Below are 20,585 nucleotides of genomic sequence, written 5' to 3'. Positions count from 1 at the left end.
CTCCTGCTACCGCCGCCGGAGGCGGACCTCGAAGGCGTCCCTCAGCCCGTCGCCGATGAAGTTGAACGCGAGGACGATGAGGATGATGGCGATGCCGGGCGGGTACAGCAGCCACCAGTGGCCGCTGTAGGTGTCCGCCAGGCCGTCCGAGAGCATCCCGCCCCAGTTCGCCGCCGGCGGGGGGACGCCGAGGCCGAGGAAGGACAGGTACGCGACGTAGAGGATCGCGTCGGCGACCTGGAAGGTCGCGTTGACGATCACCGTTCCGATGGCGTTCGGCACGATGTGCCGGCGCACCGCCCGGCCGCCCGTGCCACCCATCCCCCGCATGGCCTGGACGTACTCGCGGGACCGCAGGGTCAGTGCCTCACCCCGGACCAGCCGGGCCGGCCCCAGCCAGGCGAAGGCGCCGATGATGAGGATGAGCATCGGCACGCTCGGGGTGACGATGGCGGCGAGCAGCATGAAGAGGAACAGCGACGGGATCGACATCATCGCGTCGACCACCCGCATCATCGCCGAGTCCATCCAGCCGCCGGCGAAGCCGGCGACGGCGCCCCAGAGCGTGCCCAGGGCGGTGGCGAGGATCCCGGCCGCGAGCCCGACGATGATCGAGGTCTGGCCGCCGAGCATGAGCCGCCCCAACTGGTCGTAGCCGACCCCGTCGGTGCCGAGCGGATGCCCCTGCTGACCCGGGGCCAGGTGTACGGCGGTGAGGTCCGTGTGCACCTGGTCGGTGTGGTAGAAGAGCGGGCCGAGGAAGCAGACCCCGGCCAGCAGGACGAACAGGCCCAGGCCCACCAGGGCGAGCCGGTTCTCGCAGAAGACGACCAGCCCCTGCCGCCAGAGGCCGCGCACCGGCGCCTCGGCCGTGTCGGCCGGCTGGTCGGGGGCGGTACCTGGGCGGACCGCCTCGGAGAGTGTGGTCATGACGCGCTCCGCTGGAGTCGGACCCGGGGATCGACGGCGGCGTAGAGCAGGTCGGCGACCAGCGCGCCGACGACCGTCGCGATCGAGATGATGACGGTGACCCCGAGCAGGATCGGGAAGTCACGCTTCAGCGCCGCCTGCCAGAACAGCTGCCCCATACCGGGGAAGTTGAACAGCGACTCGACGACCAACGCCCCGCTGAACAGCGCGGGCAGGTACATCCCGAGCAGCGCGATGACCGGGAACAACCCGTTGCGCAGCGTGTGCCGCAGCACCACCCGCCGCTCGGAGAGGCCCTTGCTGCGGGCGGTCCGGACGTAGTTCTCGTTGAGGTTGTCGACCATGGCGGAGCGGACGTACCGCGAGTAGACCGCGATGGTGACGATGGCGAGCGTGACCGTGGGTAGGACCAGCCCGGCCGGGTCGGCCAGCACCTCCGCCACCGTGAACCCCTGCGGCGCCTCCGGCGGCAGGATCGGCCAGACCTGCGAGAAGAGGATGATCATCATGAGGCCCATGAAGAAGATGGGCGTGGCGTACGCCAGCAGCGACAGCGAGGTGATGGTGTAGTCGGGCCAGCGGTTGCGGCGTACCGCCTGGATCACCCCGAGCGGGATCGCCAGCACGATGGCGAGCACGGTCGACAGCAGCGACAGCACCATGGTCTTCGGCAGCCGCTGGCTGATCGCCTCGACGACCGACTGGTTCAGCTGGTACGAGTAGCCGAGATCGCCGTGCAGCAGGCGCTGCACGTACATGCCGTACTGCTGGATCCAGGGCCGGTCGTAGCCCATGTCGTGGTTGAACGCCGCCAGCTGCTCCAGCGTCGCCTCCTTGCCGAGGGTGGCCCGAGCCGCGCCCCCGGGCAGCAGGTGCAGGATGAGGAACGCGATCACCGTGACGAGCACGACGACAACGAGGGCCTGGCCCAAGCGCGTGATGAGGTACCGGACCACCTGGGCCGTGCCTCCTCCCCGGTCGGGGCCCCGGCGGCGCGGTGGGCGCCGCCGGGGCCGGGACGATCAGTGATCGGTCACTTCCAGGACCAGTCCTGGAAGTACATGAAGTTCATCGGGTCCTGCGGCTCGACCCCCTGCAGACCGGACCGGTACGCCGAGACCTGGAACACCGGGTTCGGCATCCAGAGCACCGGCAGGTCCTTGGCGAGGAAGTCGTTGTACGCCTTGAGCGTGCTCTCGTCGCCGGAGAACTGGGTGGCCTCGATGAGCTTGTCGGCCTCGGGGTTGCTGTAGCTGCCCAGGTTCACCGGGGCGCCGGTGGCGAAGAGCCGCTCGCCGCTGGCGAAGGCCGGGTAGTACCAGCTGCCCTGCGAGCCGAAGAAGGACATGTCCCACGAGCAGGTGGCATCCGTCGGCTTGCAGGCCGGGGTGACGGCGACCGAGTCGGGCACCTCCTTGATGGTCAGCTGGATGCCGAGCTTGGCCATCTGCGACTTGATCTCGGCGAACATCTTGGTCGTGGCGGCGAAGCCGGTCTGGCTGGTCACGGTGAAGTTCAGCGCCGTGCCGGCGGCGATGCCGTCGCCACACTGGTTCGGCCCGGTGCCCGGCGACTGGCAGGTGGTCTGCCCGTCCGGGGTCACCTTCCAGCCGTGGCTCTCCAGCTGCTCCTTGGCCTTGGCCGGGTCGAAGGAGTACGCGCAGCCCGCGGCGTCGGCACCGTTGGTGCCCGGCTTGGCCGGTACCGGGCCGCAGGTCGGTGCGGCCGTGCCAGACCAGACCACCTTGCTGATCGTCGGCTGGTCGATGAGCATCTGCAGCGACTGCCGCAGGTACGGCTGCTTGAACAGCACCCCGGTCTTCGGGTTGTTGAAGTTCAGCTGCAGGTAGGTGACAGACCAGCCGTACCACGGAGAGACGGCGTAGCCCTTGGACTTGAGGTAGCTCTCCTGGGACAGGTTGGCCGCCGGCACGTACCCGTAGTCGATGTCACCGGCGCGCAGCACGTTGAACTCGGCGTCGTCGCCGGTGAACGGCCGGAGCACGACCTTGGCCAGCTTCGGCTTGTCCACGCCGGAGTAGTTCGGCTGCGCGGCGAGGGTGACCTCGCCGTTCGGCACGTACTTCGCCAGCTTCCACGGGCCGCTTGTGACCTTCCACAGCTCGTTGGAGTCGTACGTCTTGGGGTCCTTCGCGGCGGCGGTGAGGAAGGCGAAGACCTTCTTCGCGCCCTCCGGCGTGCTGGCCAGGTTGCTCACGGCCGCGGTGGCGGAGTCCTTGTCCCAGGCGTGCTCCGGCATCGGGGTGATCTTGTTGAGCTGGTTGTCGACGAACCAGGCGGTGTTGTAGACCTTCGTGGTGGTGAGCGAGAAGGTCTTGTCGTCCTTCACCGACCACTGGGCGATGTTGTCCGGGAGGCCGCCGGCCCGGTAGGACGCCCACTTGTCCTTGTTCGCGGTGACCAGGTCGTACCAGAACTGGATGTCCTTGGTGGTGACGGGCTTGCCGTCGGACCAGGTGTTGTCCTTCAGCGTGATGGTCAGCGTCCTGCCGCCGTTGCTCACCACCGGCGGCTCGGCCATCGAGCGCTGCGGGTCGATGTTGTACTGCGCCGTGCCGTCCAGCTTGTACTGGTAGAGAGACCGGTACAGCGCCTGGCCGAAGATGGCGTTCTCGCCCTGGGTGAAGCCGGGTGCCGAGATCGGCAGGATCCAGTTGGGGGTGCGGAAGGCGACGGTCACGGTGTCCTTGCCCTGACTACCGCCGGCCTTCGACGAGCCGCTGCCGCCGCCGCAGGCGACCAGGCCCGCTCCGAGGGCGACCGCGCTGGCTACCGCCACCGCGCCGCGGAGGGCGCGCCGGGGAAATCTGCTCCTCATGAATCTCCTCGATTGATCTGCAGGTGCCCGCGTCTCCGGGCGCCGGCGGCGCTGCGCGCGTCCAGCCGCCTGGTGCTGCTCCTAGTCGTCGACGCGGAGAATGTATCCGCGCCGAAGTGCCGAGTCAACGAAAATTAACCTCTTTATTCGGCGACTTTAGTCGGGGTACGATCGAACTCGGCGAAGCATCGAACGATGCTCTTCGCGTGGACTCCGGAGCGCAACCGGGCTTTGGCACTGCGACACTTTGGGGCGCCGGAGGACCGCCCGAACAAGGAGAGACATCTTGGAACCACCGATCTCCGCCACCCTGCGCGACCAGACACTCGACCTGCTGGCCAGCGGCACGGCCACCTCGCGCGCCGACCTCATCGAGGCGTTGCAGGTCGCCCCCTCGACCGTCACCACCGTGGTCCGCCGGCTGCTCGAGGAGGGCGTGATCCTGGAGGAGGGGGTGGGTCGGTCCACCGGCGGACGGCGGCCCCGGATCCTGCGCCTGCGGGAGACCAAGGGCGTCCTCGCCGTCGCCGAATTCGGCGGCAAGCACGCCCGGGTGGGGTTGTGCGCCCCCGGCGGCGGGCTGCGCACCACCGAGGAGGTGGCGATCGACATCGCCGCCGGCCCCGAAGAGGTGCTCGACGTCGTCGCGGCGACCTTCGCGCGGCTCCAGGCAGCGGCGGCGCCCGGCCAGCCGCTGCTCGGGGTGGGCGTCGCCCTGCCGGGCCCGGTCGAGTTCCCCCGTGGGCGGGTGATCGGCCCGGCCCGGATGCCGGGGTGGAGCGGCGTCGACGCGAAGGCGCACCTCGCCGAACGCTTTCAGGTGCCGGTGGCCGTCGAGAACGACGCCAAGGCGGCGGCGATCGGCGAGTACGTCACCCGCGACCAGGAATCCGGCGACATGATCTACGTCAAGGCCGGCACCGGCATCGGCGCCTGCCTGGTCAGCGACGGACAGATCTACCGCGGCGGGCGCGGCCTCAGCGGCGATGTGACCCACGTACGCGTGGAGGACAGCGGCGAGCAGAGCTGTTCCTGTGGCAGCAGCGGCTGCCTGGAAACCGTTGCCAGCGGTGCCGCACTGGCCCGCCAGTTGGTCGAGCGAGGTTCCTCGGCGACCACCGTCCGGGAGATCATGGCGGCGGTCAGCGACGCCGACCCGGCCGTGGTGACCATGGTCCGCCACGCCGGCCGGCTGCTCGGGGTGGCCCTCTCCGGCCTGGTCAACTTCCTCAACCCCGACGCCGTCGTCATCGGCGGGGCGCTGTCCAGCCTGGACGTCTACGTGGCCGCGACCCGGGGGATGCTCTACGAGCGCTGCCTGCCGTCCATGACCCAGTCCCTGACCATCGAAGCCAGCGTCGCGGGCCCGGATGCCGCCCTGGTCGGCCTCGGGCACCTGCTGCGCACGACGGCCGACGTACGACTCTCCTGAGGAGCAACACCCGTGCCCCGTCCCCTCCGCGTCGCCATCGGCGGCATCCACATCGAATCCAGCACGTTCTCGCCCCACCTGAGCACCGCCGACGACTTCGAGGTCACCCGGGGCGATGCGCTGCTGGCGCGATACGACTGGCTCTCCCCCGCCCAGCCCTGGGCGGTCGACGTCGAGTGGATCCCGCTCGTGCACGCCCGCGCCCTGCCCGGTGGGGCGGTGGACGCGGCGACGTACGAGGCGTGGGCCACGGAGATGGTGGAGAAGCTCGCCGCCACCGGCCCGCTGGACGGCATGCTGCTGGACATCCACGGGGCGATGAGCGTCGTCGGACGGGACGACGCGGAGGGCGACCTGGTCACCGCCGTCCGGTCGGTGATCGGGACGGAGCCGTTCATCTCCGCGGCGATGGATCTGCACGGCAACGTCTCGCAGGTGCTCTTCGACGCCTGCGACCTGCTCACCTGCTACCGAACCGCCCCGCACGTCGACGTCTGGGAGACCCGTGAGCGCGCCGCCCGGAACCTGATCGAGGCGCTGCACCGGCAGGAGCGCCCGCACAAGGCTCTAGTCCACGTGCCGATCCTGCTACCGGGCGAGATGACCAGCACCCGCGAGGAGCCGGCTCGGGGACTCTACGCGCGGATCCCCGAGGTCGAGGCCCGGGACGGCATCGTCGACGCGGCGATCTGGATCGGGTTCGCCTGGGCCGACCAGCCGCGCTGCCGGGGCGCGGTCGTGGTCACCGGCACCGACGCCGCCACCACCGCCGCTGCGGCCCGCGAGCTCGGCGGCCACTTCTGGGCGGCCCGCGACGAGTTCGCCTTCGTCGCCCCCACCGGCTCGATGGACGAGTGCCTCGACACCGCCCTGGCCGCGGTCGCCGATCCGGCCCGGCGACCCTTCTTCGTCAGCGACTCCGGCGACAACCCAGGCGCCGGCGGCGCCGACGACGTCACCTTCGCCCTCGAACGGATGCTGACCCGCCCCGAGATCCGCGACGGCTCACGCCGTGCCGTGTTCGCCTCGCTGGTCGACCCGCAGGCCGTCGCGCAGATCGCCGACCAGCCGCTCGGCTCGCCGGTCCGGGTGACCGTCGGCGGTCGGATCGACTCCCGGGACCCGGGGCCGCTGCCGCTCGACGGGATCCTGGAGGCGGTCGCCGACGATCCCGACGGCGGGCGGTGCGTCAGCGTCCGGGTCGGTGGGCTGAGCGTCTTCGTCACCTCCCGACGGATGCAGTACCGCCTGCTGGACTCCTATGCCCGGCTGGGCGTCAAGGTCGACGAGGTGGATCTCGTCGTGGTGAAGATCGGCTATCTCGAACCCGAACTGTTCGACGCGGCCGGCGACTGGCTGCTCGCGCTCACACCGGGCGGCGTCGACCAGGACCTCGCGCGGCTGCCGTACCAGAAGGTGGCACGGCCGGTGTTTCCCCTGGACCGCGACTTCACCGCGGACCTCGCCGTGGTGACCGGGTGATCGCGTGACGCAGCCCGAAGACCGGTGCGTCCTCGCCGTCGACGTCGGGGGGACCACCATCAAGGGGGCCGTGGTCGGCGAGGACGGGACGTTCCGGCATTCGCTGACCGTGCCGTCGCGGGCGGACGACGACCCGGTCAAGGAGGTGCGGTCCCTGTGCCTCCAGTTGCGCGACGACGCGCTCGCCCTCGGCACCACACCCGCCGCCATCGGCGTGGTCACGCCGGGCCTCGTCGACGAGACTGCCGGGGTGGTGCGGTACGCCGCGAACCTCCGGTTCCGCGACGTGCCGCTGCGCGCTCTCGTCTGGGATGACCTCGGACTACCGGTGGCGGTCGGGCACGACGCGCGGGCGGCCGGCGTGGCCGAGGCGGTGGCCGGAGCGGCCAATGGGCTGGACAACTTCCTGCTGCTACCGCTGGGCACCGGCATCGCGGCGGCGGTGGTGGTGCACGGCGCGCCGGTGCCGGGCGCGACCGGCTCGGCCGGCGAGGTCGGCCACATGCCGGTCTACCCCGGCGGGGAGCCGTGCAGTTGCGGGCAGCGGGGATGCCTGGAGGTGTACGCCTCCGCCGGCGGGCTGGCCCGCCGCTATGCCCGACTCGGCGGAACCCCGGGGATGGACAGCCGAGCCATCGCCGACGCGGTAGCCACCGATCCGGTCGCCGGCGCCGTCTGGAACGACGCCACCCAGGCGCTGGGGACCGCCCTGGCCACCCTCACCCTGACTCTCGACCCGGCCCGCATCGTTCTCGGCGGTGGGCTCGCCGACGCGGGCGCGCTCTTCTTCGACCCGGTACGCGACGCTCTACGCGCGGCCCTCGCCTGGCGGACCCCGCCCCCGGTGCTGCGCTCCGCCTTCGGTGCCCAGGCCGCGCAGGTCGGCGCCGCCATCATGGCCCGTCGGCGGGCCGGCCTGCCCGTTGCTGACGGCTGGGGCGCACCGGAGTCGCGCGACCGCTGAGGTCGACGATTTGCTGCTTGGCCGCGCGCACGCGTTGCTCGACCTGGCGGCCAGGCGGGTCGGAAGCCCGCCTGACCGCCCTGGGCTGAGGACCGGGCGTCAGGCCGGGGCCGGAGCCGGTCAGGCGACGTCCACCTGGACGCCCGGCCGGCCGTTCTCCACCACGAAGCTGGCCCGGGGACCGCAGGCGAACGCGCCCACAGACGTCCGACGGTCGGGCCGCCTTTGGGACGGCATGGTCCAACCCGGGCGGCGCCGCTCCCACGGAGACCTCACCAGCGCTCCGCGTGCAAGGCGGTAGGTGGCCGGGTCAGTCTCCTTGCGAGCCTCACTGGCAAGCCCGTCAGCGGGAGAAGCGGTAGACCTCTTCACTGACGAGTCTGGCTGCGCCTATGACTCCGCCTTGCTGGCCCACCTGGCTCACCATGATGGGCAGGCTTCTCGTGGCGAGGGGCAGCGAGCGGCGGTAGATCACGGCGCGGATCTCGGCGAGCAGGACGTGGCTCAGCAACGTGAGTCCGCCGCCAAGCACGATGAGCTCCGGGTTGAAGAATGACACCACGCCCGCCAGGACCTGACCCACGCGTCGTCCTCCGTCGCGTACCAGCTTCACCGACGCGGCGTCCCCAGCGCGGGCCGCTCGACCCACCTCCACAGCCGTCAGCGTTCCGTGGCGGTCGAGAAGTTCCCATAGCAAGGGTGAGCTGCCCGATCGGGCTGCGGCAAGTGCGTCGCGGCTCAGTGCGGCGCCGCTGAAGGACGCTTCCAGGCAGCCCGTGTTGCCGCATCCGCAGTGGGCCTCAGAGTCCGCGATCGGAACGTGGCCCATGTCCCCGGCGCAGCCATTCATGCCGCGATACAGGTCTCCGTTCGCCACGATGCCACAGCCGATGCCAGTACCGATCTTGACGAACAGGAGGTTCTCGGCCTTGCCGGCCACACCGGCGTGCTGTTCGCCCAGGGCCATGACATTGACGTCGTTGTCCATCACGGCCGGGCAGCCGAACTCCTGGGCCAGGAAGTCACGGACCGGGTAACCGCCCCACCCGGGCATGATCGGTGGCGACACCAGAATTCCGCGGGAGAAGTCCACCGGGCCGGGCACGCCGACGCCGACGCCCAGGGGCTGCTGCACACCCAACTGCCGGAGCAGCTTACGGCTCAGTTCGGTCGCGAGTTCGAGCACGGGTTCCGGGCCCTGACGCACGTCGCACTGCAGGCGCTCGAAGGCGAGCACCTGCAGACAGCCGTCGGTTACGGCGGCGGAGACGGAGGTCGCACCGATCGCGATGCCGACGAACCGGACGCCGCCCGCAAGATCGATGATGGCCGGCCGACGGCCCCCGCGCGACGCAACCGGCTCGACCTCCTCGACGAGGCGGAGCCCGATGAGGCGACCAACCTCAGCAGCGATCGCCGAGCGTGACACGTCGAAGTGCTCGGCCAATTCCAGCTGAGACTGAGGGCCAGCGTCACGCAAGCGCGTGAGCACTCTGTCCTGAAGCCGCGATCCAGCGTTAACTCGCACCAAGTCTCCGCCCCCCGTAGGTTGGCAACGGTGCGTCCCGGCTCGCCCCGTGCCTGCTGATGACCGTCACGCGGGCAGGGCGGCTTCCGGCATGGCCGCCGTCCTCGCCGTTCCGAAGGCTCCGCCCGGCCCATGAGGTCCCACGGAGTTACCCCGATCCGAGCCCGTGGCTCCGAACGCCGTTCGCGGGGCATTCCTGACGGGGAAAGGGCCGGGACATTCAGGTTGCCCCGCTCGCGCCGGGCGGCGCGAGCGGGGCCCTGAGCCGCCGGCTCAGCCCCGAATGGCGCCCATGTTGGCGGCGCTGATCTTCGAGAACCGGAGCGACTGGCCGGGGTCAGCGTTGCCGCCCGGGGCGTTGTCCTGCTCGTAGTTGGAGTTGTGGTAGCCCTTGGCGCCGATGTTCTTGTAGAACCCCTGGTAGTCGATGTCGCTCCGCGGGTCGCCGAAGGGGATCATGGTGTAGCCGTCGCCCACCCCGTCGGGCTGCGAAGTGGCGTCGCCGTCCTTGGCGTGGAACAGCGCGTAGCGCGTCGTCTGCTTCGCCACCTGGGCGGTCGGGTCGAAGATGTCCTCCACCCGCTTGCCGTTTTCGTCGTAGCGCCACCGCCACTGGTGCTGCGCGACGTGGGACCAGTAGACGTCCATCTCGACGACGACCAGGTCGGGGCTCGTGACATCGAGGTAGTGCTGCATGAGCCGCTTGCCGGACTCGGCGCGTACCACGGTCGGCGCAATCGGCGCGCCCGTGACCCGGTCCTCGGTGACGGTGACCAGCGGACCGTCCTGGAGGAAGTTGTACGCCGGCGAGTGGTTGTGGGTGTACATGTGGATGCCCCACTGGAGGCTGATCCGGTTCAAGGCCTCCCACTTCTCCCCCGCGACCGTCCACGGCTCGATGTTGCGGTTGTTGGCGCTCGTCGGGTCACTTCCGGTGCCCATGTAGGGCATGCCGAGGATCGCCGCGAACTCCAACTCGGTCTGCAGCCGGTCGTAGTCCTGCGTCGACATGGTGCCGCCGGGGCTGTTCGGGCCGTACCACGTGTTCGGGACGAACCCGTGGTTGCCGATCGCCTGCAGCCCGTATGCGTCGAGGAAGCCGCGCAGCGTGCGCGCGTACGCCAGGTACGCCGCCCGCGACTCGGCCGTGGTCACTCCGCCCGGCGCGGGGTTGGGTGCGGCGCCGCCGGGGTTCGCGGCGTTCTGCCCGTAGCCGGCGAACTCGATCTGCTTGAAACCGCAGCCGGCCAGGAACGCGAACAGCTCCAGCCAGCCGCCGGGCAGCGGCACCAGCGGGCCGAGGTCGGCGGGGTTCTCGGGGAACTCCGGTCCGCCCAGGTAGCCCATCGTCGGTGAGACGCCGAGCGCCGCACTCGCCGCGATGCCGACCCGGGTGGGCACGTCCCGCTGGGTGTAGGTGATGGTGCCCAGCTTGCCGTCCGGGATGAGCCGCCCGTTTCCGGCACTCGCCGCGCTGGGTGAGAACACCGATGCCGGGCCGAGCGGGCTGAACACGGCGGCCGCGGCCGCACCTGCGCCGGCCATGAGCCGTCGCCTGCTGATTCTGCTGTCAAAGGCCATTGTGGTCCCTCTCTCGAAAAGGATCGATCGAAGCGGGGGCGGCGGGTGCGCCGCGTGGCGGCGCGGCGCACCCGTGCGCGGTGGCACTAGGAGCCGCTCACTCCCTGTCCGCCGAACTCGGCCCAGTTGAGGTTGAACAGGTTGCCGCCGGTCTGACCGCCGGACACCGACCGGAACACGAGGTAGACCTTGTGCAGGCCACCCGGATCCACGATCGGGAAGGTCTGGCTCTGCCAGGTCGCCGTGTCACCGGTCGAGGTGAGCGCCGCCGTGGTGAGGATCGGCCCGCTCACCGCGTCGAGGTGGACCTCGACGGCCGCCATCGGGCTGCCCGCCGGCACCAGCGTCGACGTGCTCGCCACCCGGAACGTGAGCGAGTTGATGTTCTGCAGATTGAACGGGCCGTTGAGCGCGATCCAGTCGCCGCTGCCAAGGCTGCCGCGGTGCTGGCTGCCGCCCGCCGGATCGTTCGTCGTGGCGACGTTCGTCCCGGACTCCTCGACGGCGAACTCGACCTCCTGCCGCTTCTGGCGGACGTTGGTCTGGCTCACCGTGGTCAGCGCCGGCACCCCGCCCGGACCGCCCAGGTCCGTGTAGGAGGCGCTGATGACGCCGAAGACGTTGCCGCCGTGTGACACGTCGTTGGCGTCGGTCGGCAGGACCCCCGTGCAGCCGTTGACGGTCTGCTCGGCGTGCCCGTGGGTGTCGTGGCCGAGCACGAACGTCACCGCGACGCGGCTGCAGTCGATCGTGCCGTCCTCCGGATCGGTGACCGTCACCGAGAACGGGATGCTGTCGCCGAAGGCGAACAGGCCGCCCTCGACCGGGGTGTTGATGGTGACCTTGGGGGCGGTGTTGCCCACCGTGATGGTGGTGTTGGCGGACGCCGTCTTTCCGCTGGAGTCCAGCACGGTCAGCCGCGCCGTGTACTGGCCGGACGTGGTGTAGGTGAACTGCGGGTCCGGGTCGGTGGAGTCGACGACGCCGTCGCCGTTGAAGTCCCACTCGAACCGGATCGAGTCACTCGGGTCGGGGTCGCGCGAGCCGGCGCTGGAGAACTGGACGGTCAGCGGCGCGGACCCGTTGGTCGGGGACGCGGCGAGCACCGGGATCGGCGCGCGCTGGCCCTTGACGTAGTCCCACCGGTACAGGCCGGCGTCGTTGTTGATGTTGAAGAAGCCGTCGCCGTAGCCGAGGAGGTAGAAGTGTCCCTTCCCGTCGAACTGCATGTCCATCGGGTTGTCGCACTCGAACGGGTTGCTGGTATCCGGCACCCGCCGCGCGTTGAGGCCGCCGCAGTCCAGCAGGTTGTTGATCTTGAAGATGCGGTTCTGTGAGTCGAGCCGTACCTCGCGCAGCGTGTCCCGGGTGAACTCGCCGACGAAGACCGCGTTGTCGTAGTACGGCGGCAGCTTCGTCGGGTCATCGTTGTTCGGGTCGAAGTGGTACTTCGCCGAGCCCTGCGGGCCCACGCCGCCGGTGCCCAGCTCCGGGAACAGCCGCGGGCAGGTCGTGGCGCCCGAGCCGTTGTAGTACGCCAGGCACGGCGTACCGATCGGGTTGGTCGCCCGGTTCTCCGGCGTGTACGAGTACCAGATGTCCGGGTTGGTGATCGGCGGGCCGTATTCCAGGCCCGGCTCGACGGTGGGCCCGCCGTTCAGGTTCCAGCGCGAGTTGTTCTGCGGTCCACGGGTCGGGTTGTCACACTCGAACGTCTGAGCCGGGTTGTCGAGTGGGGTGGAGGTGTTGAAGTCCCACCGGTAGTAGGGCAGGTCGGTCTTGTAGCACAGCGGCCACCCGTAGTTCGCCGGCTTGCGGACAATCTCCACCCGGCCGGTGCCCGCCGGGCCCCGGAAGTTCTGCGGCGTCTGCGAGTCGGGTGAGTAGTCGGTGATGTAGGCGACGTCGTTCTCGTCCACCTGGATCCGGAACGGGTTCCGGAAGCCCATCGCGTAGATCTCCGGGCGGGTCTTCTCCGCCCCGACCGGGAACAGGTTGCCCGCCGGCACCGTGTACGCCCCGCCGAAGTGGTTGGCCTCGCCGGAGGCGATGTTGTCACCCTTGACCGTGATCCGCAGGACCTTGCCGCGCAGGTCGTTGGTGTTCTGTGCGGAGCGCCGGGCGTCCACGAACGGGGCGTTGTACTGCCCGGTCGCGGTGAGCTGGTCGTTGAACGGGGCGAAGCCACCGGAGTTGCCGCCGCCGGCCGGCGTGTCGTCGCCGGTCACCAGCCAGAGGTTGCCGTGCTTGTCGAAGTCGATGTCGCCGGCCACGTGGCAGCAGGCGCCGCGGTTGACCGGGACTCGCATGATCTCCTGCTCGGACGCCGTGTCGAGGTGGGCCGGAGTGTCCGCCGTCGCGTCCACGAACTTGAAGCGGGAGAGCTGGAAGTAACCGACCCAGGGGTCCCACACAGCCGGCGAGTCGCCCGTGTTCGGGGCGTTCGCCGCCGGCGTCGTCTGCGTGACGATCGCACCGGTGGACAGCTTCACGTCCTTGACGGTCGGTGGCGCGTAGTAGAGGTAGACCCAGTGGTTGGTCGCGAAGTTGCTGTCGATGCCCGGCCCGTACAGGCCGTCCTCGCTGGCCGTGTAGACCGGGATCTGGGCCAGCACGGTGGTGGTGTTGGACTTGGGGTCGTGCAGCCGGACGCCGCCGCGGCGGTCGGTCTGGATAACCCGGCTGTCGGGCAGGACGTCGAAGCCGATCGGCTCGTTGGTGTTCGGCGGGAGCGCGACGGCGGTCTGCTGGTAGTTGGCGAGCACGGTCGCGCCGCAGTCGGAGTAGACCGGGTCGGCCCGCCCCGCGGCCCACTTGATCGCGCCGCCCAGGTGGGACCGCAGGTTGGTCTCGCCGAAGCCGGCGGCGGTGTTGCCGAGCGCGGTGTAGAACGAGCGACCGCCCTGCCAGTCCTTGCACCAGGTGACCGGGTGGTCGGCACCCATGGTGCCACCGGTGATGCCGGTGACCGTGCCACCCCACGGCTGCTGCGCGAAGGTGTCCTCGACGACCGTGGCGAGGACGTGGCTCTTGCCGCGGACGTTGGATTGGAAGTTGTACCAGGCGTCGCTGCGGGTCCAGTACTCCGGCAGGTTCTTCGAAGCGTCGTGAACGCGGTCGGCGACCTTGATGGTGCCGGGCTGGACGTCGGTCCGGCCGGTGGCGCGGGTACCGAGCACGTCGGACAGGAACTGCCAGCCGGGCTGGGCCTCGATCGCCGAGCCGATGCCGACGAAACCACCGCCCGCCTTGTAGTACGCCTCGAACGCGGCCTGCTGGGCCGCGTTCAGCACATCGCCGGAGGTGTTGAGGAAGACGACCGCGCGGAACTTCTTCAGGTACGCGGGATCGAACTTGCGGGCATCGCTGGTCGCCTGGACGCTGAACCGGAGCTGCTCGCCCAGTTCCTTAATTGCTTCGACGCCGGCGGTGGTCGCCGCCTGGTCGCCGTCCGTGGACTTCGTGAAGACCAGGACCCGGTACTGGACGCCGTCGCTAGCCGGGGCAGGCGCCGCTACCGCCGGAGCGGCTGCGGACGTGGGACCCACGAGCGTGGTGGCGGTGAGCGCTAGCAGGCCGGCGAACGCGGTGACGCGACGGCCGAGGGCATTGCGCATGGAACCTCCTCACAAAGGCATGACCGACTAACGGATCGTCGCGAAGAGACGGTCCGGGAACGGTGTGGTCGAGAACCGTGTGATGGGATCGGTGAGGTGGTCGGCGCGGTGCGCCGGTACGGCCGCAGGTACGCCGCACGGGGGATCGTGTCGCGTCGTTGCGACTCGTGCTCCGAGCCGCGCCTCAGTGCTCGCCGGGGATCCCGCTCGGCGGGTCGAGGAACTCTTTGGCTTGTTCGGCGTGACTCTATATCTGGCCCTTCACCAAAGAAAGAGTCCGTTGGACGAAAGTTTCCTTCGGCGGCAGCTTGACTTTTGCTGCATGAGTCAAAAGTTCATCGACTGTCGACGGTCGTCACGATCTTGCTGGCGGAGGCTCACTGGTCAACGACGTGAGCGAGCGCGCCTTCCAGATGGAGCGCGGCGGCCAGTGGGTCAAGGGGAAGTCGGCGGAAACGTTCAACCCCTGCGGCCCGTGCCTCGTCACCCCGGACGAGATCGACGACGTCAACAAGCTGGACATGTGGCTCGACGTCAACGGGGTCCGCCGCCAGTCGGGCTCCACCTCCACGATGCTGTTCGGCGTCACCTACCTGGTTCACTACCTGAGCCAGTTCATGGTTCTCGAGCCCGGCGACCTGATCAACACCGGCACCCCTCCCGGCGTCGGCATGGGCTTCAATCCCCTGATCTGGCTGCGCCCTGGGGACGTGATGGAACTGGGCATCGAGCACCTCGGCAGCCAGCGCCAGGTGGTGGAAGCGGCCCCCTGACCCGAGGATTTCCTCGTCTGGTGGCGCAGGCTCTTCAGAAACGGTCCCGGGTTCCCAGGAGGGCGTTGTGTGCGGCGCGGCGCCAAGGCGCGAGTTCGATGTCGATCTCGGCCCAACGGTTGTCGTCGACGCAGAGGGCTCCGTCGACGCCAGGCAGGGCCTCGATCAGCCGCATTCGCTGGTCTTCGCTCGGGTGGGTGCTCCACAGGTCGGTGGTTCGCCGGCTGAGCTGACGGGCCAGCGGTAGGTGGGCAGCCAAGCGTTGCCGGGCTTCGGCCGCCATCGGCTCGAGCTGCTCGCCGTCGATGCGGGGCGCCAGATGCCACAAGTCCTGCCAGATCCGGCCAGCGAGCAGGACCGTCTCGGAGGACCGGAGGAAGGGCCCGGTGCCGGCGATCCGGCGGGCGATCAGATCGGCCCGGTACTCGGCGCGGCGGCTGTCGGGCATCGCGACGCTGTCGACGAGCAGCTGTGCGGTCGCGCCGGCGACATTGGCCAGAGCGAGGACTCCATGGACGACCATCCCGAGGAGGACGACCGTCCCACTTCGTTGCTCGGCCAGCGAGTTCGCCGCGCGGACAGCCCGCCGCCAGGGGTTCCGCCCACCGGTGGCCGCTACTGCCCGGGTGCCGAACGTCCGCGCCGGCAGGGTCCTCCGTACTCGAAGCGGATCGCCGTTGGCGAGGTGGCCAAGTTCGTGGGCCAGGAGCGAAACCCGGGCCGGCCGCGGCAGCATCACCCACAGGGGGATCCCGATGACGAGCACCGACCGCTGACGCCAGCCCAGCCGGGCGACACCGGCGTTGAGACTCAGGTCTGCACAGATGACGTCGGGAACCGGTGTTCCCGCGGCATCGGCGACCTCCCGCACCAGACGGTGCAACTGCGGGGCCTCGCGCTCGCTGATCACGCCATACTTGGGCACCCGCCCGAACGAGGGCTTGACCAGCAGCAGGACGAGCACAGCGGGGATCGCCAGGGCCAGCCGGACCCCCGGCGGCAGGTCGCTGGCCACGACGAGCCAGCCGAGGTAGCCCACAGCGGCCATCCCCAGCAGGGCCAGCACCACGGAGACCGCCAGCAGCCAGACCTCACCCGACGACGTACCCGCCGGGGCCACATCCGGGTCAGCCAGCAACTCCTCATGCGCCGCCCGGTCGAGCTCCAGCCCTCGCCGGAACCCCCACCGGCCGATGATCCTGGTGCCGCGCCACGGAGCCAGGGCAGGGTCGTACACGTCCAAGTTCCACCGGCAGGTAGGACACCAGAAGAGCGCCCCCGCATCCACCAGGACCAGGTCCTGGGCACACATCGGACACTTGCTCGGCGTCGTCGTCTTCGTCGGCACAAGGCCGGAGTGTAGATCGCGATGACAGGAGTGCATGCTCGGGATCGGGCGCCGCCGAGCACCTTCAGAGGGCGGTCCCACGAATGCCCAAACAGCGCAGGCCAAGTTCCGGGATGGTGTCGTATCAAGCCGTAGCCGTTCGTGGAACCAGTGTGCGGCGGCCGGCTGGGCCGCGGGACACGAGGAGTCGGGAAAGGCCCTCGTCCGGGACTGAGAGGAGACGACCATGACGGAGTACCTGATCACCTTCAACGATGAGTGGGTGCCCGACCGCACGGCGGAGGAGTTGCGGGAAAAGGGCATGGCCGCCCGGGCGTTGATCGAGGAGATGCAGGCCGACGATGTCCTGATCTTCACCAACGGGGGGCTCGACCGGTCCACCGCGGTGTGCAGTGTCGAGCCGGTTGACGGCAAGCCCCTCGTCACCGACGGCCCGTACGTCGAGACCAAGGAGCACCTCGGCGGCTTCGCCGTCGTGGACGTGCCCGACGACGCGGCGGCGCGATACTGGGCCGGCAGGCTCGCGACCGCGCTCGACTGGCCGCAGGAAGTGCACCGGTTCCGAGGTCCCGGGCAGACCCGGCGTAACGGCTCTGGGGAGAAGTGGGCGCGGTGCCCAGGTACCTGCTGTCCGTCTACGGTCGGGCCGAGCCCAGGCCGCGCACGCCGACCTGCTGCGGCGACTCGGGCGCGGCGGCGAGTCGCGGGCGGCGTACGACCGGGCCATCGGTCTCGCCGGCAACCCCGCGGAGCGGGCCTACCTCACTCGCCGCCGCGACCAGCTCGCCCGCTGACCGACACGTGGAGCCAGCCCGTTCCAGCACCTTCACGGCTACTTTGCTCCTGATCGGGCGCGGGCTATGACGCTCGTCGGTGCTTGAGGAAGGGCAGCATCCGGTTCGCTTCGTCGTTGACGGCTTGCTGTTCGACGGTTGCCAGAGGCCGAAATGGGGCGAGTCGTATGTCGTCTCCGGTGAAGGACCAGGTTCCAGGGACGAAGCCGTCGATGAGGATGGTGGGGTGTACCAGGGCCCGGCCGGGCATGACCTGTTTGCGGTCTTCGTCGCTGATGATGCGGGTGCGGTCGGCGTGGCCCAGCAGGGCGTTGTCGTACGCGGGCAGCAGTCGCACGGGCGCTGGGACGTGCGGGTCGGGTAGGTGCGCGTCGGGCAGGTCAAGCAGGGTCTGGCCGTCGGGTCCGATGTAGTGGCGTAGTTCGATGCCCATGGTCGCGACGACTTGGTTGAGCCGGGTTAGCCCGCTCCATGCCTGGACGTCGGCCACCGTGGCGGGTCCGAAGGCGGCGAGGTAGCGGCGGATCAGGTCGTGGATCGCCGTGGGTTCGATGGTGACGGCCGCAAGGACGGTGACGGTGATGGAAGCTCGGTTGCCCCAGCTGCCCCAGGACGCGGTGGTGGGATCGTGGATGAGCGGGGTGCGTAGTTCGAATTCGCCGGCGAGGATCCGGCCGTCGCGGCCCGGGTGGCGGGCGGCGAGGCGTTGGGCGAGTTCCTTACGGGCGAGCGGTCCGGCGTCCAGCAGCGCGCGTCCGTCGGCCAACAGCGCCTCGGTAGGCAGCCGGCCGCTGTTGCGCCGGAAGTACGGCGAGTTCGCGGTGTGGTCGAGGACGGGCTGCAGCAGAGGCCGCAGCCGACGGAAATCGTCGGCTGCGGCTATGTGCTGGGTGCTGCGCAGGAGGCTCGAGCGCACGGCCTGCCCGTCGGCCAGCAGGGTGGTCAGGTCGGCGTGGGTGAACCCGTGGATCCGGCTCCACAGCCCGAGGTAGGGCCAGTTGGGTTCCTGTGCCTGCAGGGCGACCAGACGCCGGATCACGTCAAGTGGCGCCTGGTCGGTGCGTTCCGAGGAGGAATTGGCGCTGCAGCAGTGCCCGGTTGAGGGCGCGACGCGACAGCGGCGTCATGCCAGCCGCACCGAAACGTTGCCGCGGTAGCCGCCTCGCAACAGCGACAGGAAGGCGTCGGGCACGGCGTCGATCCCGGCCTCGACGACCGTCTGCGGGAAGACGAACCTGTCCTGGTCGAGCCAGGCCCTGAAGTGGGTGTGCCATGCGGCGATCTGGTCGGGCGTGTGGTAGCAGGAGAAGGGCAGCAGCTCGATCCCCTTGGCTGCGGCGGCGGCCTGGTCGGGTTCGGGGAATCGCTGGGCCGCCGCACCCAGTTGGGTGGACAGCGATCCGCACAACGCGAACCGCGCTCCCGGCCTGGCGACCTCGAGGGCGGCCGCGTAGAGCGTGCCGCCGACGGTGTCGAAGAAGACCGTGATTCCGTCGGGTGCCAGTTCCTTCAGTGCTGCGACCGGATGCTGGTGGTAGTCGAATGCGGCGTCGATACCGAGGTCGCGGACCAGGTAATCCGCCTTGGCTTGGCTGCCCGCGCTGCCGATGACCTTCGAGGCGCCCAGATTGCGGGCGATCTGGGCGGCCAGGGAGCCGACGCCGCCGGCCGCGCCGGAGACGAACACGACATCGCCACGCCCGACCTTGGCCACGTCTGCCATGCCGTAGTGCGCGGTTGGTCCCTGGCCGAGGTGGTAGCTCGGATCCGGGTACGCGTCGCGGTCCAGCTTGACATACGAGACGGCCGGCCCGGCGGAATGCGTACTCCAGCCGCTCATCGACTGGACCAGGTCGCCCTCCCGCAGATCCGGGCTGGCCGATCGCAGCACCGTGCCGATGGCCATGACGCCGATGCGCTGACCCGGCTGCCAGGCCGGGATCGGCAGGTGGCAGTCGGAGCGCATGAGCTCGAGGTACGTGGCGGCCAGTCCCAGGTGGTCGGTGCGGACGACGACCTCGCCGTCGATCTCGGTCTCGACGACGGTGAAATGCTCCCGGCCGGGTACGCCGGCGATCTGGGTGGTCAGCTGAATCTCACGAGTGATCATGAGAATGACGCTAGACCGGCTTCCGGTCACTTTCTGACCGGAAGCCGTGCGAAGATCGCGACATGGCCAACACCAGTTCCCGAGCGCTGCGGCTGCTGTCGTTGCTGCAGACTCACCGCCACTGGTCCGGCACCGATCTGGCCGACCGCCTGGGGATCTCGGAACGCACCCTGCGCCGCGATGTCGACCGGCTGCGGGAACTCGGCTACCCGGTGCACGCCTCCCGAGGCACCGACGGCGGTTACCAGTTGGCGCCCGGTGCGGTCCTGCCGCCGCTGCTGCTCGACGACGAGGAAGGCGTCGCGCTGGCGGTCGGCATGGGCGAGGCCACCCAGAGCGGAATCGCCGGGATCGAAGACGCGGCGGTGCGCGCGCTGACCAAAGTGGTACAGGTCCTCGCGCCGCGTCTCCGTGCCCGGGTCAACGCCTTACGCGCAATGACCATCTCGCCCACGGCTGCGGGGCCGGTCGTGCCCGCCGAAGTGCTCACGGTGATCGCCCAAGCCTGCCGGGACGAGGAACGGCTGCGATTCCGCTACGCCGCACGCGGCGGCCCAGACACCGAACGAGAAGTCGAACCGCACCGCCTTGTCGCGCTCGGCGGCCGCTGGTACCTGGCCGCCTACGACCTGACCCGACACGACTGGCGCAGCTTCCGCCTCGACCGACTGACCAACCCGCGCAGCGCCGGAACGAGGTTCCGTCCCCGCCCCCTTCCCGCCGGCGACGCCGCCCAGTTCGTGCGCACCTCCGCCGGCGTCCCCCCAGCACACACCGTGCAGGCCGTGGTCCACGCATCCGCCGAACACGTCCGCCGGGTGGCCGGGCAATGGGGCACGATCGAACCCATCGACAGCCAACACTGCCGTCTCACTATGGTCTCCGCCAGCCTGGACTGGCCCACCCAAGCACTGGGCAACATCGGCGCTGAATTCGAGGTGCTAAGCCCCCCGGAATTCACCGACCACCTTCGAGACTGGGGAACCCGATTCCTCAGAGCCGCACAAGGATCAGCAGCGGCGACAGGATCTTGAGAAGGACGGCCGCGACGAGCTGGGCCGCGCCAGGACGCAGACCATGGGATCGGCAGCGTCCCACCAACCGGCCAGCCGGTTCGAGCTGATCCCGCTCCCAGCGACGGCCGCCGGCGTCCGCCATGCTCTTCCTCGAGCACGGCGGACGAGAGC

14 protein-coding genes and 2 pseudogenes are annotated in these 20,585 nt (G+C 69.8%); 7 read left to right on the top strand and 9 right to left on the bottom strand.

Going from position 1 to position 20,585, the window contains the following annotated elements; all coding sequences use genetic code 11:
• Positions 1 to 6: 6 nt before the first annotated feature.
• From Q2K19_RS22875 to Q2K19_RS22865, 3 genes are all read right to left on the bottom strand, one after another.
• Positions 7 to 930 (bottom strand): ABC transporter permease, encoded by a 924-nt coding sequence (locus Q2K19_RS22875; RefSeq protein ID WP_302763579.1) that lies wholly within the window; start codon positions 928 to 930, stop codon positions 7 to 9.
• Positions 927 to 1,886: an ABC transporter permease gene (locus Q2K19_RS22870; RefSeq protein WP_302763577.1), complete on the bottom strand. Its 960-nt coding sequence runs from the start codon at positions 1,884 to 1,886 to the stop codon at positions 927 to 929. Before Q2K19_RS22870 ends, Q2K19_RS22875 begins: the two co-directional genes overlap by 4 nt.
• A gap of 77 nt (positions 1,887 to 1,963) precedes the next feature.
• Positions 1,964 to 3,769 carry a peptide ABC transporter substrate-binding protein gene (locus Q2K19_RS22865; protein ID WP_302763576.1) on the bottom strand — a complete coding sequence of 602 codons (1,806 nt, stop codon included), beginning with the start codon at positions 3,767 to 3,769 and terminating at the stop codon, positions 1,964 to 1,966.
• A 286-nt stretch (positions 3,770 to 4,055) separates the two neighbouring features.
• Between Q2K19_RS22865 and Q2K19_RS22860 the strand changes: the two genes are divergently transcribed.
• Genes Q2K19_RS22860 through Q2K19_RS22850 form a run of 3 tightly spaced genes read left to right on the top strand, consistent with a single transcriptional unit; the run spans position 4,056 to position 7,647 of the window.
• A complete protein-coding gene (locus Q2K19_RS22860; protein WP_302763575.1) occupies positions 4,056 to 5,201 on the top strand; it encodes an ROK family transcriptional regulator in 1,146 nt (381 codons plus the stop codon).
• 12 nt (positions 5,202 to 5,213) lie between these two features.
• Positions 5,214 to 6,683: a M81 family metallopeptidase gene (locus Q2K19_RS22855; RefSeq protein ID WP_302763574.1), complete on the top strand. Its 1,470-nt coding sequence runs from the start codon at positions 5,214 to 5,216 to the stop codon at positions 6,681 to 6,683.
• A 4-nt stretch (positions 6,684 to 6,687) separates the two neighbouring features.
• Entirely contained in the window at positions 6,688 to 7,647 is a 960-nt protein-coding gene (locus tag Q2K19_RS22850; protein WP_302763572.1) for an ROK family protein, read from the top strand.
• 343 nt (positions 7,648 to 7,990) lie between these two features.
• Here Q2K19_RS22850 and Q2K19_RS22845 read toward each other — a convergent pair whose 3' ends face one another.
• The 3 genes from Q2K19_RS22845 to Q2K19_RS22835 form a co-directional block, all read right to left on the bottom strand.
• Entirely contained in the window at positions 7,991 to 9,094 is a 1,104-nt protein-coding gene (locus tag Q2K19_RS22845) for an ROK family protein (protein ID WP_302763571.1), read from the bottom strand.
• Positions 9,095 to 9,448: 354 nt separating this feature from the next.
• On the bottom strand, positions 9,449 to 10,720 hold the full coding sequence (locus Q2K19_RS22840; protein WP_302763570.1) for a sugar phosphate isomerase/epimerase family protein: 1,272 nt from the start codon (positions 10,718 to 10,720) through the stop codon (positions 9,449 to 9,451).
• Positions 10,721 to 10,842: 122 nt separating this feature from the next.
• A complete protein-coding gene (locus Q2K19_RS22835; RefSeq protein WP_302763568.1) occupies positions 10,843 to 14,373 on the bottom strand; it encodes a ThuA domain-containing protein in 3,531 nt (1,176 codons plus the stop codon).
• Positions 14,374 to 14,753: 380 nt separating this feature from the next.
• On the opposite strand from Q2K19_RS22835, the gene Q2K19_RS22830 reads away from it, so the two are divergent.
• On the top strand, positions 14,754 to 15,146 hold the full coding sequence (locus Q2K19_RS22830; protein WP_302772714.1) for a fumarylacetoacetate hydrolase family protein: 393 nt from the start codon (positions 14,754 to 14,756) through the stop codon (positions 15,144 to 15,146).
• 34 nt (positions 15,147 to 15,180) lie between these two features.
• Here Q2K19_RS22830 and Q2K19_RS22825 read toward each other — a convergent pair whose 3' ends face one another.
• Positions 15,181 to 16,494, bottom strand: a complete 1,314-nt coding sequence (locus Q2K19_RS22825) for a M48 family metallopeptidase (protein WP_302763567.1) — start codon at positions 16,492 to 16,494, stop codon at positions 15,181 to 15,183.
• A gap of 226 nt (positions 16,495 to 16,720) precedes the next feature.
• On the opposite strand from Q2K19_RS22825, the pseudogene Q2K19_RS33395 reads away from it, so the two are divergent.
• A pseudogene (locus tag Q2K19_RS33395) lies at positions 16,721 to 16,954 on the top strand (YciI family protein); the annotation flags it as partial.
• Positions 16,955 to 17,150: 196 nt separating this feature from the next.
• Positions 17,151 to 17,288, top strand: a pseudogene (locus Q2K19_RS22815) (RNA polymerase sigma factor); the annotation flags it as partial.
• A gap of 64 nt (positions 17,289 to 17,352) precedes the next feature.
• Here Q2K19_RS22815 and Q2K19_RS22810 read toward each other — a convergent pair.
• Both Q2K19_RS22810 and Q2K19_RS22805 read right to left on the bottom strand, forming a co-directional pair.
• Complete coding sequence (locus tag Q2K19_RS22810) at positions 17,353 to 18,327, bottom strand: winged helix DNA-binding domain-containing protein (protein WP_302763566.1); 975 nt, start codon at positions 18,325 to 18,327, stop codon at positions 17,353 to 17,355.
• A gap of 84 nt (positions 18,328 to 18,411) precedes the next feature.
• A complete protein-coding gene (locus tag Q2K19_RS22805) occupies positions 18,412 to 19,428 on the bottom strand; it encodes an MDR family NADP-dependent oxidoreductase (protein ID WP_302763565.1) in 1,017 nt (338 codons plus the stop codon).
• Between the two features lie 32 nt (positions 19,429 to 19,460).
• Between Q2K19_RS22805 and Q2K19_RS22800 the strand changes: the two genes are divergently transcribed.
• Positions 19,461 to 20,432 (top strand): helix-turn-helix transcriptional regulator, encoded by a 972-nt coding sequence (locus Q2K19_RS22800; RefSeq protein WP_302763564.1) that lies wholly within the window; start codon positions 19,461 to 19,463, stop codon positions 20,430 to 20,432.
• The last annotated feature ends 153 nt before the right edge of the window (positions 20,433 to 20,585 follow it).

Source organism: Micromonospora sp. NBRC 110009 (assembly GCF_030518795.1).
Taxonomy (GTDB): Bacteria; Actinomycetota; Actinomycetes; order Mycobacteriales; family Micromonosporaceae; genus Micromonospora.
Note: the sequence above shows the minus strand (reverse complement) of the source record. Positions and strands in the feature narration are given on the sequence as shown.

Coding starts and splice junctions, on each gene's coding strand:
- Q2K19_RS22865 (WP_302763576.1), bottom strand. CDS start 3,769: ATGAGGAGCAGATTTCCCCGGCGCGCCCTCCGCGGCGCGGTGGCGGTA.
- Q2K19_RS22875 (WP_302763579.1), bottom strand. CDS start 930: ATGACCACACTCTCCGAGGCGGTCCGCCCAGGTACCGCCCCCGACCAG.
- Q2K19_RS22835 (WP_302763568.1), bottom strand. CDS start 14,373: ATGCGCAATGCCCTCGGCCGTCGCGTCACCGCGTTCGCCGGCCTGCTA.
- Q2K19_RS22800 (WP_302763564.1), top strand. CDS start 19,461: ATGGCCAACACCAGTTCCCGAGCGCTGCGGCTGCTGTCGTTGCTGCAG.
- Q2K19_RS22840 (WP_302763570.1), bottom strand. CDS start 10,720: ATGGCCGGCGCAGGTGCGGCCGCGGCCGCCGTGTTCAGCCCGCTCGGC.